The organism is Pirellulales bacterium (assembly GCA_036499395.1).
Taxonomy (GTDB): Bacteria; Planctomycetota; Planctomycetia; order Pirellulales; family JACPPG01; genus JACPPG01.
Window position 1 is genome coordinate 464,389 of sequence record DASYDW010000063.1, and the last position, 16,428, is coordinate 480,816.

The 16,428-nt window shown below is 58.5% G+C and carries 16 protein-coding genes and 1 pseudogene; 10 read left to right on the plus strand and 7 right to left on the minus strand.

What is annotated here, in order from left to right:
- Window positions 1-14: 14 nt before the first annotated feature.
- Both VGN12_11125 and VGN12_11130 read right to left on the minus strand, forming a co-directional pair.
- A complete protein-coding gene (locus VGN12_11125; protein HEY4309995.1) occupies window positions 15-1,322 on the minus strand; it encodes a DUF58 domain-containing protein in 1,308 nt (435 codons plus the stop codon).
- Window positions 1,319-2,293, minus strand: a complete 975-nt coding sequence (locus tag VGN12_11130) for a MoxR family ATPase (GenBank protein ID HEY4309996.1) — start codon at window positions 2,291-2,293, stop codon at window positions 1,319-1,321. Before VGN12_11130 ends, VGN12_11125 begins: the two co-directional genes overlap by 4 nt.
- 306 nt (window positions 2,294-2,599) lie before the next feature.
- On the opposite strand from VGN12_11130, the gene VGN12_11135 reads away from it, so the two are divergent.
- From VGN12_11135 to VGN12_11150, 4 genes and pseudogenes are all read left to right on the plus strand, one after another.
- Entirely contained in the window at window positions 2,600-3,562 is a 963-nt protein-coding gene (locus tag VGN12_11135) for a hypothetical protein (protein HEY4309997.1), read from the plus strand.
- 216 nt (window positions 3,563-3,778) lie between these two features.
- Window positions 3,779-5,107, plus strand: a complete 1,329-nt coding sequence (locus tag VGN12_11140) for a DUF1501 domain-containing protein (protein HEY4309998.1) — start codon at window positions 3,779-3,781, stop codon at window positions 5,105-5,107.
- Window positions 5,108-5,203: 96 nt separating this feature from the next.
- Complete coding sequence (locus tag VGN12_11145) at window positions 5,204-6,484, plus strand: PQQ-binding-like beta-propeller repeat protein (protein ID HEY4309999.1); 1,281 nt, start codon at window positions 5,204-5,206, stop codon at window positions 6,482-6,484.
- Between the two features lie 342 nt (window positions 6,485-6,826).
- Window positions 6,827-6,967: pseudogene (locus tag VGN12_11150) on the plus strand (carboxymuconolactone decarboxylase family protein).
- Window positions 6,968-6,989: 22 nt separating this feature from the next.
- Here the strand turns inward: VGN12_11150 and VGN12_11155 are convergent.
- Both VGN12_11155 and VGN12_11160 read right to left on the minus strand, forming a co-directional pair.
- Window positions 6,990-8,261 (minus strand): zinc ribbon domain-containing protein, encoded by a 1,272-nt coding sequence (locus tag VGN12_11155; protein HEY4310000.1) that lies wholly within the window; start codon window positions 8,259-8,261, stop codon window positions 6,990-6,992.
- Between the two features lie 268 nt (window positions 8,262-8,529).
- Window positions 8,530-9,186 (minus strand): hypothetical protein, encoded by a 657-nt coding sequence (locus tag VGN12_11160; protein ID HEY4310001.1) that lies wholly within the window; start codon window positions 9,184-9,186, stop codon window positions 8,530-8,532.
- Between the two features lie 431 nt (window positions 9,187-9,617).
- Here VGN12_11160 and VGN12_11165 point away from each other — a divergent pair, with 431 nt between their 5' ends.
- From VGN12_11165 to VGN12_11175, 3 genes are all read left to right on the plus strand, one after another.
- Window positions 9,618-10,844: a dockerin type I domain-containing protein gene (locus VGN12_11165; GenBank protein ID HEY4310002.1), complete on the plus strand. Its 1,227-nt coding sequence runs from the start codon at window positions 9,618-9,620 to the stop codon at window positions 10,842-10,844.
- A gap of 72 nt (window positions 10,845-10,916) precedes the next feature.
- The gene (locus tag VGN12_11170; GenBank protein HEY4310003.1) at window positions 10,917-11,288 is read left to right on the plus strand and encodes a hypothetical protein; all 372 of its coding nucleotides are present in this window, start codon (window positions 10,917-10,919) and stop codon (window positions 11,286-11,288) included.
- A 518-nt stretch (window positions 11,289-11,806) separates the two neighbouring features.
- Window positions 11,807-12,178: a hypothetical protein gene (locus VGN12_11175; GenBank protein ID HEY4310004.1), complete on the plus strand. Its 372-nt coding sequence runs from the start codon at window positions 11,807-11,809 to the stop codon at window positions 12,176-12,178.
- Between the two features lie 24 nt (window positions 12,179-12,202).
- Here VGN12_11175 and VGN12_11180 read toward each other — a convergent pair whose 3' ends face one another.
- Together VGN12_11180 and VGN12_11185 are read right to left on the minus strand one after the other, a co-directional pair.
- On the minus strand, window positions 12,203-12,784 hold the full coding sequence (locus VGN12_11180) for a sugar O-acetyltransferase (GenBank protein ID HEY4310005.1): 582 nt from the start codon (window positions 12,782-12,784) through the stop codon (window positions 12,203-12,205).
- Between the two features lie 160 nt (window positions 12,785-12,944).
- Window positions 12,945-13,199: a hypothetical protein gene (locus tag VGN12_11185; protein HEY4310006.1), complete on the minus strand. Its 255-nt coding sequence runs from the start codon at window positions 13,197-13,199 to the stop codon at window positions 12,945-12,947.
- Window positions 13,200-13,509: 310 nt separating this feature from the next.
- Between VGN12_11185 and VGN12_11190 the strand changes: the two genes are divergently transcribed.
- The 3 genes from VGN12_11190 to VGN12_11200 are packed head-to-tail and all read left to right on the plus strand — an operon-like array spanning window position 13,510 to window position 15,707.
- Window positions 13,510-14,565 (plus strand): PEP-CTERM sorting domain-containing protein, encoded by a 1,056-nt coding sequence (locus tag VGN12_11190; protein ID HEY4310007.1) that lies wholly within the window; start codon window positions 13,510-13,512, stop codon window positions 14,563-14,565.
- A gap of 36 nt (window positions 14,566-14,601) precedes the next feature.
- A complete protein-coding gene (locus tag VGN12_11195) occupies window positions 14,602-15,108 on the plus strand; it encodes a hypothetical protein (GenBank protein HEY4310008.1) in 507 nt (168 codons plus the stop codon).
- A 47-nt stretch (window positions 15,109-15,155) separates the two neighbouring features.
- Window positions 15,156-15,707, plus strand: coding sequence for a hypothetical protein (locus VGN12_11200; GenBank protein HEY4310009.1), 552 nt, complete (start codon window positions 15,156-15,158; stop codon window positions 15,705-15,707).
- Between the two features lie 589 nt (window positions 15,708-16,296).
- Here the strand turns inward: VGN12_11200 and VGN12_11205 are convergent.
- Window positions 16,297-16,428: IS5/IS1182 family transposase (locus VGN12_11205; GenBank protein ID HEY4310010.1), on the minus strand; the 132-nt coding region annotated here is incomplete at its 5' end.

Genomic DNA, 16,428 nt, shown 5'->3' on the forward strand with positions numbered 1-16,428 from the left:
TGGGTCTCGAAGCTTTAGCGGGCCAATTGTTGCTGACACAACACGGACAAAGATTCTTCGCTCGTGACCAGTCGGGCGTCGAGATTCTCCGCGATTAGCCGGCCCAGGTGTTCGCTCGATTCGTACTCGTCAAACATCACCAGCACTGCCGTGACCGCGTATCCGCGGCGGCGCAAATTGCCGAGCGTCCAGGCCACGTCGGGCGAGACTTCGCCCAGCACCGCCACGACCGAAGAGTCGGCCGGCAACCGCGCCGTGGACTCGGCGACCAATTGTGCGAACGAGAGCCCATCGGTCATTTCCACGCGCGCCAACGTTTCGAGGATGCTGCGGAACTGTTCAGGGCCGCGCCGGGTCGGCACCACCAGGGGCCGTAAACGGTCGCTGGTTTCGGTCATGCTACCGCTTTGCCTGGCTGACGAGCGCGTGCGGTATTCGTGTTCCCAGCCTTCTTGACGGATCCGATCCACCGCGTCACGCCCATTAGTAATCAGGCCGACTTGCTGGCCCAATTGATAGACGGCATTCGCGAGCGATGCCGCGGTGGTGATCGCCAACTCGGATCGCACCGGTTCGTTGCGCGCGGGAAACGAGCTGCGATTGAAGTCCAGCAGGATCGTCGCCCCCGCAATGCACGACGGTTCATAAACTTTGCTATGCAGGGCGCCTGTGCGGGCCGTGGCATGCCAATTCACTCGGTTCAACGCGTCGCCGGCCTGGTAGAGCCGCACGCCTGCGATGCGCGTCGGGTCTTCGAACAGCCGGTGCGTCATGCGCACCTCGCCGATCGGCCGGCGCGAGGCGATATCAAAGCCCATCAGCGGAATGACCTTCGGATAAACGATCACGAAATGCGGGTCGCTGGCGACGCGAAAACGCCGATGCAGTCCGAACAGGTCGCCACTCTCGAGCAGGCACGGCCCGATCTGGTAGTAACCGCGCATCGCAAAATCCAACTGGTACAGCACCGTCTTGCGCCCCTGGCCACGAATCATCGAGATCGACATGCGCCGCCCCGTCACGCGCAGCCGCGGGGGGCGCTGCACCAGCGCCGCGCGTGGCAAGATGTCTTCGATCAAGACCCACGGAATCGGCAGCCGGCCGTTATTCTTGATCGTGACGGCCACGGCCACGCGTTCGCCAATCTCGGCGGACAGCCGATTGCACTCGCGACTGGCCGAGAGACTTTCGATCCAAATTCGGGCCAGCACCCGGCTCGAAATCAGAATCGCCAGCAGCACGTACATCGCGTATGCCAACAGCCCCATTTGAAAGGCCAAAGCGCACAGCATCAGAAACGCGGCGGCCAGATACCATCTCACGACCGGCCCCCTTCATTGCCAATCATGGGGACGGCGACATCGTCTAGAATTTCCGCCACGACCGTAGCCGCGGTGACCTTTCGCAACCGGCTCTCCGGACGCAAGATCAAGCGATGCGATAGCACAGCCGGGGCCATGCGCTTCACATCGTCCGGCAGTACGAAATTATGCCCACGCACGGCGGATAACGATTGTGCCGTGCGCAACAATGCCATCGAGGCCCGCGGGCTGCCGCCGAGCAAGACGTCGTCATGCTCGCGACTGGCGCGGACCAGCTCGACAATGTAATTGCGCAGCTTTTCGTCGATATAAACTTCGCGCACCGCTTGCTGGCAAGCGACCACCTCGTCGACCGTGGCGACCGCACTTAAGTCGTCGATCGGATGCCCGCGCTGCAGACGCTCGAGCATCTTGACTTCTTCTTCCGCGCCAGGATATCCGAGCGAGAGACGCACCAGAAAGCGGTCAAGCTGCGCCTCGGGCAGGGGAAACGTCCCTTCATGATCGATCGGATTCTGTGTGGCAATCACGAAGAACGGCGCCGCCAGGCGGTGCGTCGTACCGTCGACCGTGACCTGCCGCTCAGCCATCGCTTCCAACAGCGCGGCCTGCGTCCGTGGCGTGGCGCGGTTGATTTCGTCGGCCAACACGATTTGCGAAAAGATGGGGCCCGCGCGAAATTCGAACTCGGCCGCCTTCTGATTAAAGATCGACGCGCCGGTAATATCGCTCGGCAGCAAATCGGGTGTGCATTGCACGCGCTTAAAACTGCAGCCGACGCTTTTGGCCAGCGCCCTCGCGAGCATCGTCTTGGCTACGCCCGGCACGTCTTCCAGCAGAACATGCCCTTCGCAGAAGTAGCTGACCAGGGCCAGCACGACCTCTTGCCGTTTGCCGATGATGACTTTCTCGACGTTGGCGATGATCTTTTTCGCGAGCGCCGAGATTTGCGAGGAGCGGACCGTGGACATACGCAGCGAGCCCGAGCTGTGTTCCGGAAGAAAGGCGTTCCCTATATCAACGGCGAAGTCGGGGCAAAAAGCAAGGGTTGGCCGGACCGTGGGCCGGTACATCAAGATCGAAACGGACCGCGAGCCAAGCCGTAGCCCGTTCCCGCCCGTCCGCAGCAACGGGCATAATTGGGCGAGCGATTTCGTGTATGCAGGAGTTTTTCGGCAAAATCTCCGTTAAGTTGATACTGCTCGATCCGGCAACATCATCCGCTCAAGCACGCAGAGGCCCGCATCATGCAAAGGCACCGTCTTAGGGTCCTGAGATTGGCCTCACCCGCAGTCATCGTTCTTTTGATCCTGCATTCGACATTCGCCGTCGAGCCGGCTAACCCCACCCCAAACGAAAAAGACGCTGCCGAGTCTGATAACCTTCGCGGTAAGCCCAAGAGCAAGAAGCCCCTTCTTATCCAAATGGCCGAAGAGCACGGCTACGCGCTGGCCGAGGGGGAAGACCTAAAGCGAATTGCGCCACCGTTCGATCCGATTCGCGCGAAATATTATCGTGAAGTTCATCCTCACCAGGCGGCAGCCATCAATGACCCGCCAACATCGATGATGTTCTATTGGAGCGATCGCGACGGCGGCCTCAGGCAACACTCCATGAATTTCGGCGGCCATGACCTGCGCGGACTCTTCGATTTCGTCGCGGACGTCAAAGATCAGATGGTCGAGGGGCCGGCCGAAATCTTAGGGAAGCAAATTGGTGGGGATTGGATTGTCCGAGTTGGCACGAAGGATTTTCGGCTCATCAAGCAACTCGAAGAGATATTGCGGCGCGACATCGATTTGCCGATCCGCCTAACGTTTCGAGAGCAAGAGCGCCAAGCTTTCGTCCTCAAGGGGGAATACAAGTTCAAGCCGCTCGACGAGAAACGGGCGCGCCTTGTGGGTGACACGAAATCTCGACCCGACACGATTCATATCTTTGCAAAAGATCCGGTGCCCAACAGCGGTGCCGGCGGAGGCTCAGGCGACTTTTCCGAAATGTTGGATTGGCTGGGGCGATGGATCGCGATGCCGGTCGTTTCTGATCTGCCCGAGCCGCCGACAAATGACTTCACCTGGTACCTTCATCAGCGGAATGTGAGGACGAAGGCCACCATTGCCGAAGACCGCAACCCTCAATTGGTAATGGCAAATTTTGCGGCTCAGACAGGATTGACCTTCTCCGAAGAAAAGCGGCCCGTTAGGGTTTTAGTCGTCAGTCGTGACGAACCGCAGAAGTAGATATCGCAGCCAGACACGAACCGGGATGTCTGGGCCTTGCAGTTCTTACGGTCCCCTCGACTTTGCTTCCCCTTGGCCGGCCCGTTACACTAACGGGCAGAAGACCCGCCGAACCGCTCGCCGGGGTCCGCGCCCTTTTTTGCGGACCGATCGGCCGAGCCTGCCACCAAAGCCTGCCGCTGTTTCGCTGAACAGCCGCACCGAGGAACGATCCGGATGTTCACCCTGCTCGGGCCAAAGCACCGCTATTGCGATCGCGCCACGCGTCGCAATTTTTTGAAAGTCGGTGGACTGGCGATGGGGGGCTTGAGCCTGCCCGCACTGCTCAAGGCCGAAGAGCAGCAGGGCATACGCCGCTCGCACAAGTCCGTGATCATGGTCTATCTGTCGGGCGGGATGGCGCATCAAGACACGTTCGACTTGAAACCGGACGCTCCGGACGAGATTCGCGGCGAGTTCAAGCCCATCTCGACCGTGGTGCCCGGCCTGCAGGTGGGCGAGCTGTTGCCGAAGATGGCCACCGTGATGGATCGCGTGTCACTCGTGCGTTCAATCGTCGGGCTGCGCGATGAGCATTCGAGCTATCAGAATCTGACCGGCTATACGATGAACGTGGCGCAGCGCGAGGGGCGGCCGAATTTCGGTTCGGTCATCGCGCGGCTGGCCGGCCCTGTAGATCCGGTGGTGCCGCCGTTCGTGGATTTGTTCCCCACGATGCAGCACAAACCGGACAACAGCCCAGGACCGGGCATGATGGGGAACGCGGCCGGCGGCGCCAAAGCCGACGGCGAAGACCTGGCCAGTATGAAGCTGCGGTTCGTCTCGAACGATGAATTCACGGCGCGGCGCAACCTGTTGGCCGGCTTCGACGACTTCCGCCGCTCGGTCGATAACGCAGGGGTCGAACGACTCGATGCCGCTTACCGTCGTGCGTTCGACGTGTTGACCAGCAGCAAGTTAGTCAACGCGATGGACGTCGAAAAAGAGGATCCGGCCGTGCGCGATCGCTACGGTCGCGGTTCGCCGCAGCACCAAGGAGACGGCGCGCCCGAGTGGAACGATCAACTGCTGATGGCTCGCCGTTTGGTCGAGGCAGGCGCGCGTTGCGTGACCGTGGCCTACGGCTTCTGGGACACGCACGGAAATAACTTCGCGGCACTGAAAGACCGGGTGCCGCTGTTCGATCAAGGAATCTCGGCCCTGGTCGAGGACATCTACGCGCGTGGGCTGGATCGCGACGTCACGGTGGTTGTGTGGGGTGAATTCGGCCGCACGCCAAAGATCAACAAGGATGCCGGTCGCGACCATTGGGCGCCGGTGAATTTCGCGCTGATGTTCGGCGGCGGCATGCGAACCGGGCAAGTCATCGGCGCGACCGACAAGATCGGCGCGTACGCCACCCTGCGCCGCGTCCCGTACCTGGACGTGCTCGCCACGATCTATCACAACCTGGGGCTCGACCCGCACACGTTTGTGAAGGACCTGGCCGATCGCCCCGTGCCGATCCTGCCCGAAGGGTCGCGGCCGATCGCCGAGCTGGTGTAGCTGATGGCTCATGCTGCACGCGCTGGCGGCATTGGCTTGGTCCGGCATCGTTGAATCGCGACCGCCCTCTCGAAACACTTCTGCAGAGTATTTCTAATGCGCGAGCGCGGCTGGTTCACATCCTGCGGTCAGATCGCGGCGCTGGCGGCGATTCTGTGCGCGTTGCATGCCGCCGCGCCGGTGTTGGCTGAGGATTGGCCTCGCTGGCGCGGCCCGCGCGGCGATGGCACCTGGCAATCGCCGAAGCTGCCAGACACATGGCCGGAAGACGGATTGAAAACCGTCTGGCAGCAAACGATCGGCGGCGGTTATGCCGGTGTGAGTGTTGCCGAAGGCCGGGCCGTCGTGATGGACCGGCAAACACAGCCTGCCGAGGTCGAGCGCGTGCTGGCCTTCGATGCCGCGACCGGGCACGAATTGTGGAAGCACGAATACCCGGTCACCTACGGCAAGCTCGACTATGGCAACGGACCGCGCGCGGCGCCGACGATCCACGACGGACGGATTTACACGCTGGGTGCGCTCGGCCACGTGATGTGTCTCGACGCTACGAACGGCAATCTCCTCTGGTCGCACGACTGCGTCAGCGAAATGCAGGCCAAGATCCCTGACTGGGGCCTCTCGGCGTCGCCCGTCATCTGGCAAAACCTGGTGATTGTTCACGTGGGCGTGCCCGGCGCGTCGTTCGTGGCTTTCGATCGACTGTCAGGTCGCGAAGTGTGGCGCGCGTGCGACGATCCCGCCGGTTATGCAACGCCGATCATCGTGCGGCGCCCGTATGGCCAGCAACTGGTCGGCTGGACGCCCGAGAATATCGTTGGCGTCGCCTTGGACACCGGGCACGTCGATTGGCGTGTGCCCTACAAAGTGACGTACGGCGTCTCGATTGCCACGCCGATCGTGCGCGACGACCTGGTGTTCGTCAGCGGCTATTGGGAAGGATCGAAGGCGATCCGCCTGGGCGCAGGGCCCACAGACGCAACGCTCGCCTGGGAAGACACGAAGAACCTGCGCGGCCTGATGTCGCAACCGCTCGAACGCGACGGATTCGTCTATTCGCTCGACAAACAACTGGGCCTAACCTGCTTCGAACTCGCGACGGGCAAGAAGCTCTGGGACGACGGCAATCGCCTGACACCGCGCGGCCGCAATCCGCAGGCGACGATGGTCTGGCTCGGCGACAGCAACCGCGTGATTTCCTTAAATGCCGAAGGGGAACTGGTGCTGGCTCGTTTCACACCGGCAGGCTACGACGAACAATCGCGCACCAAGATCATCGGCCCCACCTGGGCACATCCCGCCTACGCGGGCCGACACGTCTTCGCGCGCGATGATTCATCGCTGGTATGCGTCGAACTGGTGCCGGCCGCGAAATAACCTCGCTCGGCGTCGTCGCGCCCACGGCTCTTCCCGTTCTCGTTTCGGTATGATGCACATCGCGCATCCGATGCATCGAGAAGCACCGGAAACACAATCCACCGACAAAACACATTCAACAATTTCGGCACGAGGAGCATGACGATGGCAGCCCGCGAAGTGAAAAAACCGGGACCGGCAACGGTCGTGATGGTCGAGGAAGCCGTCGCGACAGGCCGCGTGCGGGAGATCTACGACGACATCAAGGCCACGAAGAAGATCGACTTCGTGCCAAATCTGTGGAAAACACTCGCCACACATCCACCGCTACTCGAGCAGATCTGGACGCGTCTGAAGGTGACGATGGCCCCCGGCCGACTCGATCCACTGACCAAGGAAATGATCGCCCTGGCCGTCTCGGCGACCAATGGGTGCGCGTACTGCGTGAACTCCCACACCGCCGCGGTCAAAAAGCTCGGGCTGGACGATGAAGGGCTCGGCGAACTAATGGCCGTGGTAGCGATGTTCAACTACTCGCCAATTCTGCCACACACTGCAAATCGGCCGTATCCCCCGAAGTCCGGCCGTTTGCGCCGATGCGTGGCAGCCCAGTGCTGCCACGCAAGACGAAACGCCATTGCTTGTATCTGCCATCGACCTGTCCATCAATTGGCAGGACATAGACGCCCATTGGCCTGCCATCGACTAACGTGCCGTTGAAAACGTCTTCGAGCAACGCACGTTTATCAGCCCAGGTAAGGTGCTCAAAGGAATCGGCGAGCCCTATGGCCGCGGTGGCGAGTGCGCTTGTTCGCCGTCGGCTTCTCTTCGGATTCTTCTTCTTGCCAATGCGTTTCTTCATCGCCGATGCCACCCTAACGGCCTCTGTCTTAATCGTTTGCGGTGTGGGCATGGCCTCGATTTCTGCCACTAGCCGATTGCGCCTTGCTCTCAGGACCGTCAATCGCTTTTGTAGTGGCTCCTTCTTTTGCGTCAGCGACTCCTCAGAAATGGTGCCTTTGTAAATGAGTTCGTCGATCGCCTTGCTCTCGAGTTTGGTGAGCGCCTTTTTCAACTTCGCGATGCTCTTGCGATTTTGCTCGAGATCGTCGTTTAGGCAATCGAGTCGTTTGAGATTAGGATGAGCAGCCTCGATCGCCTTTTTCACGGCGGGCGGGTTGCCGTACCAATCCAGGAGCTGGCGAATAACGGCGTCATCAAGTGCGTGCTCGCGAATCCACGGGCGAGGTCTCACGTCGCACTTTTTGGCGTTCTGATTGCTACTGTGGCGATAAACGAACGTGCCGCGTGCTGTGCGGGGCTGGCCCTGTAGCGAATAGCCGCACTTGGCGCAAAAGACCATTCCACGGAGCAAGTATTTGTGCTCCGTGCCCCCCTTGGAGGTACGAGTCTTGTTCTGATTCTTTTTGAGATGCACGGCCTTTATCGTGGCATCGTCGAGCAGTGCGGGCACTGTCAGCTCTATAGTCTCGTCGATATTGAATCGCTTGCTCTTGAATCGAACGCTCCAATTTGTCCCGCAGCGTTTTAGGAGAAGCCAGTGCAGGTTCGCTTGGTCAACACCGTATTCGGCCGCAATGCTTTCCATGGACTCGTCAGCGAGATATCGCTTGGCCACATCCCGCATCATTTTCTGCTTTGCCGGATGAATGCCCCAGCGAAGCGCCTTACGGTCGTAAGTGCGGCCGAACGGTAGCTTTCCCACCGCAGGGATGCCCCTTTTGAGACGGTGAATACGGTTTTTGACAGACTCGCGAATCTGAAAACCGGCATTCAATTCGCCAATTTCGGCTGACATGCCGAGATAGAATTTGGAAACGGGATCGAACAGATCGAATTCCGTCGGGCCAACAAAGAAGCGTATCTGGTGTTCGAGCAGGACCGCGATGCCTTCCTTCGACTTGGCGTTATCGCGACTCCAACGATAGACGTTGCCCTAATGGTTTAGCCTTCGACCCGGCGAGCGTTGAATGGCGCCAGTACGCCGTACATCGCCGTCTCGAATCGCACGGCAATGCGATGCTCGCGACAAAAAATGGTACGCCCTACGCGTACTGGCGAATCCATCGCGATACGGTGCTAAACGGCACTGCCGTTGCGCCAGCGATTTCACGTACTGAGCCGCCCTGCCGTTGGTACTTCAGCACAAGCGGCAGTTTCTTCTCTCGCCAGCGCTTCTTGTCGCCCGGCTTCTTGATCTTTGGCCTACCACCCTTGCGGCCCTTTATCAGTCTGCCACGCTTTCGCTGAAACGATTCGACTTCCGAGCGTGGCGCATCGGGGTGCAGCACAGTCGCCAGAATTACTCCGTCAGCTTTCGCTAACAATTGCTCGAATTGCCACCCCGTTGGCGTGGCATCTCGATTCGCGTTTGAGTGGTAAACGAGACTGCGCAGCCAACGCGTCACGTCCTCGGCCAACAAAAAGCGTCCTGGCTTGCGCTTCGCCCATCGAATCGCTTTGGCGAAGTCTTCATTCTTAACGTCCCATCCGGGGCCGACGTGTCGAAACGCCTTACCAACGATTCGATCACGATCGGTGGCAACGATGTCTAGGTTTGCAATTTGGTCGTCCAGGTTGCGATTGCGATTCTGTTCTCGCCTCGACACGCGTCCCCAAGCTCCAGGCTCCTTCATATCGGGATCGCGTAGCACGTCGTCCACATGCCAGATGTAGTTGCTGGCTTTGGCGACTGGGTTCATTTGAAGTGCCGACGTTCGTTTCCGTTGCTCCGTTTGCATTTCGATATCCATACCTTTCGATTATGCGACTCGGCCCCATGCCGATCGCCACCACCCCGTTTTAAATCGCCTATACGGCCGTCTCACGCGTTTCGATGGCCTTAGCCGACGCAATTACCCTCGCCCTGCGCCGACGCCGAGACGGGCCTGCCTCGGTTGCGCCCTCGGCAGCGAATAGCAGTGTGTGGCCAAATGTAGTTGTACAACTCAACCAACAGTCTGGCAGACGGCTATCAGATTGAGCCGGATATTATTCCGTAGATTGATGTGTATTTACGTGCCAGCCTGGCATCTGCACGCACCTCGATGTTTGCAGAGCGTGCGAGAAGCAGATAATTTCAACCGTTGCCAGTAATTGTTTCCAACGATGTTTCAGGAATGGGGCTACCTGAATGCGAAAGTCGATCGTAAACACACTTCTACTCGGGCTAGTCGTCGCTAGCCTGCCAAGCGTCGGTCGTGCTGCCGGCTACTACGTGACTGACTTGGGGGCAGACGTCCAACCTAACGGAATTAATGCCAGCGGCGAGATTGCAGGCTCATCAAATGATCAGGCGATCTGGTACGACGGCACGCCACACTATCTAACTGGTAGTGGAGGAGAGGGTTTAGGCATTAACGACAAAGGGCAGGTTGTCGGCATTGACTTAAGTTTGGGCAAAGCATTCTTCTACGACGGAACGACGACGCAAACTCTTTGGAATGGGGGTGCCTTTGCCATCAATAATAATGGGCAGATCCTTGGCACCGGCAATACTGCCAATCGCTATATCCCGGGCGATGGCCCGTTTATCTACAACGTAAGCGATGGGAGCCAACAGGATATATCGTCGATTCTCCCTTCGTCTGGATATGGGTTCGCGTTGAACGATACCGGGCAGGTAGCTGGATATGCGACAAACAATGGGGACTGGCAAGCGTATCTCTACGATGGTGCGTCGCTTAACTTTTTACCGATCTTCCCCGGTGAACCTCCCGCCATCGGAATAAACAACAGTGGCTGGGTTGTCTCCTCGAAGCGTCAAAGCGATTTCGACAATGCTGTCCTCTGGGACGGTACTTCGGTACATGGTCTTGGCAATCTCGGTGGCCATCTAACGCAGGCATATGACGTCAACAATCCGGGCCAAGTCGTCGGCACTTCAGACACCATCGGTTATGGCAACGAACATGCCTTCCTCTACCAAGGCAACGCCATGATCGACCTGAATTCGGTACTTACCGAGAATTCGGGTTGGTTGTTGACCCAGGGAACTGCCATCAATGACAAGGGCCAAATTGCCGGCCTGGGCACGCTCAACGGCCAAAGTCATGGCGTCCTCCTCACCCCCGTCATCCCCGGTGACGTCAACGCCGACGGCATTGTGAACGGCGAAGACCTTGCTCTCATGTCGAGCACCTGGCTACAGACGGGTTCAGGCTTCGCGCCAATTCCTCAAGCCGATGCCAACGGCGATGGCGTCGTCAACGCGCAGGATCTCGCTCTCGCTTCATCGAACTGGCTGGCGACTCCCAGCAGCGGTAACTCGGCAGCGGTCCCCGAGCCCTCAACTCTCATCCTGGCCCCTCTCTGCGGCATCGCGTTGCTTGCCTGTCGGCGGTCGATCGGCCGTTTTTGACAGGCACTGACCAGCGCGCTAGGCTGAATGCCTATGGCCGATGCTGCTCCACGCTGTTCGAAGGAGGAGGCGATGATCATCGCCGTTGTGCTTGTCATCTTGCTCCCAATCGTCTGGGTGCTTTCTGAATTCCAGGCACGTCTGTGGCTCAGGCTGTTGCTTGGGGGTTGTACGATCTTCGCTTCGTACGGCGTGTTCTATATCGTCGGCGAACTTGAACGGTTGAAATACAACTCGTGGTACGGATTGGCGACGCAAGGCCTCATTCACGCCGAGATTGAAGCACTTGATGCGGACCAAGGCGCTCTCTTAGCGGCGGAACTGAAGAGGCTGCAAATCGAATTCGATCCGACCTACGAGAACCGAGCCGACTACGACCGCCTCGCCGCCGAGACGGCCAAACGGATCACTGCCGGCATTCCAAACCGTTCCAACACGAACTGACCAACACGCCGAGACCTTTTGGCGACTAATCGAACGTCGATAGTTAATCAGTATGTTTCCAGCCCCTAAGTCCATCCGACGACGGTTTCGGTTCTCGCTGGCGACGGTGTTCGTGGTGGTGACAGCGGTCGCTGTGTTTCTCGGATACGAATTAAACATCGTTCGCGAGCGCCAGGCCGCGGCACGTTGGATTAAGAATAACGTAGGGCGGTTTCACACGGTTTCAGATTGCAATCAAATGTTCAACACGTCGGAGCCAGAGACAATTGGCATCATCAGGCAATGGCTTGGGGACGAGACGGCCGCATGGATCGCCATTCCGCGAGAATGCAGTCCGTCCGAAGAGGCAAGAATCAAATCGCTATTTCCTGAGATACCTTGGGACGAACTTGCTCACGGTAGCCAGGTAGCGCCAATGCAACTGAACTGAGCGTGCCCGAAGCTGACGCATCGCGTCTAACGCAGTCAGTGGGACACTTTTTGACAGTCACTGACTATCGTCGCTAGGCTGAATAGCTATGGTCGACACTGCGCCAACCACCCGCCGACGATGGTTCCAGTTTGGCGTGGGAACAGCGCTTGCAACGCTTATGGTCACCGCGTGGATCACGCGCGAAGTGAAGTTGGTATACGAGCGCCATGCGGCATTGTCGTGGCTTAAAGAGAATGGCATAGGGGTGATGACCGTCGCGCACGCCTACCAATCGGCAGGACATTGGGGCGGCGGGTACGTTCCTCCGTCAATCCCTTGGTGGCGGAGAGTACTCGGCGATGAACCGATTCCGAGTCTGATTTTTCCTGCCGGGAATTCGTCAGATGAAGACGCGTTAAAAGCTCGTTGTTCTCGTCTATTTCCAGAGGCCGAGATTTACGATCCCGACGAACACTAGATACCAACGCCACGCAACGACGTCTCATCGTAATTCGCGAATGACCCGGGCTGGGTTGCCCACGGCGAGCACATTCGCCGGCAGATCGTGCACGACCACGGCGCCGGCGCCGACCACGGTGTTTTCACCGATCGTTACGCCCGGGCAAACGATCACACCGCCGCCGAGCCACACGTTGTTGCCGATCGTGATCGGTCGTGAACCTTCCCACTTGGCCCGCCGCGGTTCGGCTTCCAGCGGATGGGTCGGCGTCAGTAGTTGCACTTGTGGGCCAATCTGCACATCGTCGCCGATCGTGATGCGGCCGACGTCGAGCGCCACCAGCCCGCAATTGGCGAACGATCGCGCGCCGACGAAAATGTTATAGCCGTAGTCACAATAAAACGGTGGTCGAATCACGGTGCCGGCGCCGACGCTGCCCAGCAGTTCGAGCAGGATGCGATCGCGTTGACCTTGGTCCTCGGCCGCTGTCGCGTTGTATTTGGCGTAGAGGTCCGCGGCGAGGTTTCCTTCGCGGATCAATTGTGGATCGTCACAGATGTACTGATCCCCGGCCAGCATTCGCTCGCGATTCGTTCGCCCATCCGGTGTAAAACGCTTGTTCATGGCACACGCCGTTAAGAAGTTGATGGCTTGCTCGGTCGAAGGCCCTGAGTGTCGTCTGACAATTATGACCGTCGGGTGATTATCAGAAGGGGTCGGGGTCATGTTCGAAATGCCTCCATACTCCGGTCCCCGCCCGAGCGTTCATAGGTCCCGGCGATTCTCAGCGGAATAGGAAGTACGACCATGTCCCGGCTGCGCCGAGTATCACGCCCGCCAGGCCAGCGCGAGGGCCGAGAATCATCGCTGACATGCATCCATAGCAGAAGGGAATTAAAAACGCCGCCGCCGGAACAAAGAAGCCAAACGGACCTTCGAAGAAATGCACCGCGACGAACGGAAATACCAGGGCAAGAATCGCGAGGCCGACGAGCGCCCGATCGATGATCTTGCGAGTTTTCTGCGATGACGAAGCCATGTGGGAGATTTTACTGCGCGGTCGAACGCGGGGCGCCGGTGGTCCAAGGCCCGGGATGCACCACAACCACGTTTCTGCTTGTTTAGCTCTAACGGGTGGTGTATTGTAAGCCGGTAATCTTTACTTCTAGAAAACTCATCTCGCCAGGCGGCGCTACTGAGCGTTCTCTAAAAGCCGATCGTGCCGAGTCATTGGTAGTTGACTCTTTGCACACTTCTTTCCGGCTGTCGTTGCCCCAACGTCGTCGCGCAGCATCTCCTGCTGTTGTTGCGCGATCGTCCCATTCCGTCCTCATACACCAGGCCAGTACATGAATAAAATAGCTAGCGGATTAATTGCCGGCGTATTCGCATTCATTTGTTGCCCGTTGCCCGTCGTTCAGGCGGTCACGATTCAGCCTGGCGATATTGTCGTCGCTGGAGCAATCAATGCGGTTACAGACTCGGGTTTAGTCGTTGTCGACCCAAACACCGGCGATCGAACGATCCTCTCGGACAATACGCACGGAACCGGGCCCAATTTTACAGGCGCTTTCGGGGTATCTCTTCTGCCCGATGGAAATTTCTTGGTAGGAGACCGTAATTTCGCGCAAACGGACTTGAGCAGACTCATCGAGGTCGACCGAGCGACCGGCAATCGCACAATCATTTCCGGTTCGGGCGTTGGCAGCGGCCCGGCTTTTCAGGACGTGATCGGTGGTGTGCCCAAGGGAAGCTCGATAGTGGCCCTTGATCAGAACTCGCTGATCAACGTCGACCCTACCACGGGAAATCGCTCGGTAATCTCGAGTCCGACCGTTGGAACGGGACCAGCACTGCAATATGCAACGGGGACCGTCATCTCGGGGAATACCGCGTTTGTTGATAGCTACTATGCAGGCCAAATACTGTCCGTGGATCTGACAACGGGTAATCGCACCGTACTATCCGGAACAGGCGTAGGAACGGGACCGAATTTTGTATTTCCTACCGACACGAAGGTCGATAGTTCGGGCAATCTGATTGTCTCGGACCAAGGATTAGCCGCCGTGTTTCGCGTCGATCCGGTGACAGGTAACCGTACGGTGCTTTCGAGTTCGACCGTCGGTTCGGGGCCTATCTGGGCCGGCGCCGGACCTGTTGGTCTCGGCATTGCATCGAATGGAAACATCTTATTGGCCACCTGGGGCGCGAATGCGATATTCTCGATTGATCCACTGACCGGCAATCGCACCATACTTTCGGACAGCACGCACGGAGCCGGCCCCGCGTTTCTGACACCGACCTCGCTGGTGGTCATACCTACCCCCGAACCATCGACCTTCGCACTGCTGGGCCTGGGCCTCGGGCTGTTGGCTTTCACTCGCCGCGCCCTGCGTGCATGTTGATTGCGGTAAGCCCCCGTCACGACTTGGGAGTGTCTCATGCGACGTCGAAATCTAACCGCATCCGCTGGCACAAGCTTGGTCATCGCTTTGCTGTGCGCCGGTTTGTACGTGCAGTCGAATCAAAGGCCGGCCGTTGCTGCCGACGCGACTCACGGACTGGAACTGGGACCACCGTCTTCAGTAATTGCGAAGCAGGCCCTGGACGAACTTTGGGCGTTACATAAAAAGGGCCACGCGATTCCCGCTGGCATCCCAGGCATCTCGGTATGGTCGGAGAAATATTGCGAGGCACTTCGCCGAGAGAATCTTCCCAAGGACGATTACCGGGCGAAGTTGCAAGCCCACGTCGATTTCATGGAGAAGTACGCCAACGCCGTCATTCAGGACAGCCGATTCGACTCGCAGTTGGCGGCGACCGATGCCAGGTATGCTTTCGTCCGCGCCTTCGAAGTGTTAAGCGAGGCCAACGGTGTAAAGCCTCGGCCGGCAGTAAAGACAACTGACAAACCTGCGTTCGGACCGTCCCCGCCAACCAAGCCGTGATCGTTACAAGCGGCTTTTCCCCCTGCTGACCAATTAAGGACCTTGCGATGAGCAACGACCCCACGCTCCCGTCGCTGGACGAGTTGACTCAATTACCCACTGGCATAGGGAAGAAGATCTATCGACGGTCGTTGCAGGAGCCGCGGGCGTTGATGTTCGTCATCGGCATCCTTACCGTCGCCATAAACGGCTTTGGTATGGCGAGACTACGCAACGATGTGGAAGCCGTGATCGAACAGCACGAGGCCGAAGGCCACGACGTCGACAGCGCTAAGTTAGAAAGGTCCATACGCTCGATCCAACTGATCAATGGTGGCTTTGTTGCCTTGGGAATCGTTTTCATTGCCCTAGGGCTGGCCATCAACAGCTACCCAGTTCCGACCACTCTCCTGGCACTGGTTCTGTTCCTCGGCGGCATCGCTATCTCGGCGATCGTCGACCCGACAACAATCGCCCAGGGTGGCTTGTTCAAGATCATCGCGACGGTCGGTCTAGCCGAGGCCATTCGATCCGCAGTGAGCTACCGTCGCCTGGAATTGCGGCAGAATGCGAAGCAAATCGCCGAAGCCGGTCAATCGCCGCCAACGCCGATCCAATGAATGCACGATCGGCTCATGGGATCGCCCCGAAAGACAGTCTCGATTAGTTACGGTATAGAGAAAAGAGAAATGCCAGCCAGAAGGTAGCGCCGAGCGTGGCAAGAAATGAAACCGCCAGCAATGGCATGAAGCAATGAGCATCGCCTGGCGGAAGCGGTTGTCGTAGGTCCCATACGATATAGACGGAATCTCCAATGCTTGCCGCCCCGAGCGCAAACAGGGCGAAGGAAAGAATATCCAGCCATAGGGAACGTCGACTTCCGGCCATGTCCGAATTCTATCATTTGGTTTACTCCGACCTCAGGAAATTAGTCTGCAACTACGCGATGCCCGCACGATCCGAGCAGACCTGCCGTTGGTTCAATTGTTCGTCGTTGGAATTGCTAGCCCTCGTGTCGATCCTAGCAATCGTCTGCGGGCTGGCTTCAACTGTTCCAACTTTGCAAAGCGTTGGGCTAGGGTCTGAGAAGACGGTAGTATTTCGGGGCGCGCCTTCTACGCTTGCCGCCTCCGTGCGCGGCCTCGTGTGGTCAGCAGTGACTATTCTTATCTGGGCAGCCACGATCACTGCCTTCCGCCGACTTAAAGCCTATCCGAGAACCTTGGCGGCTCTCAAGGCGACGATAGCGAATTGAAAATGGAGCAGGCCCAGATAATTCGCGGCTTTCTTTTCCCAGCGGATCAACAAGCGCCGTGCGCGGTTGAGCCAGGAGTGCGTGCG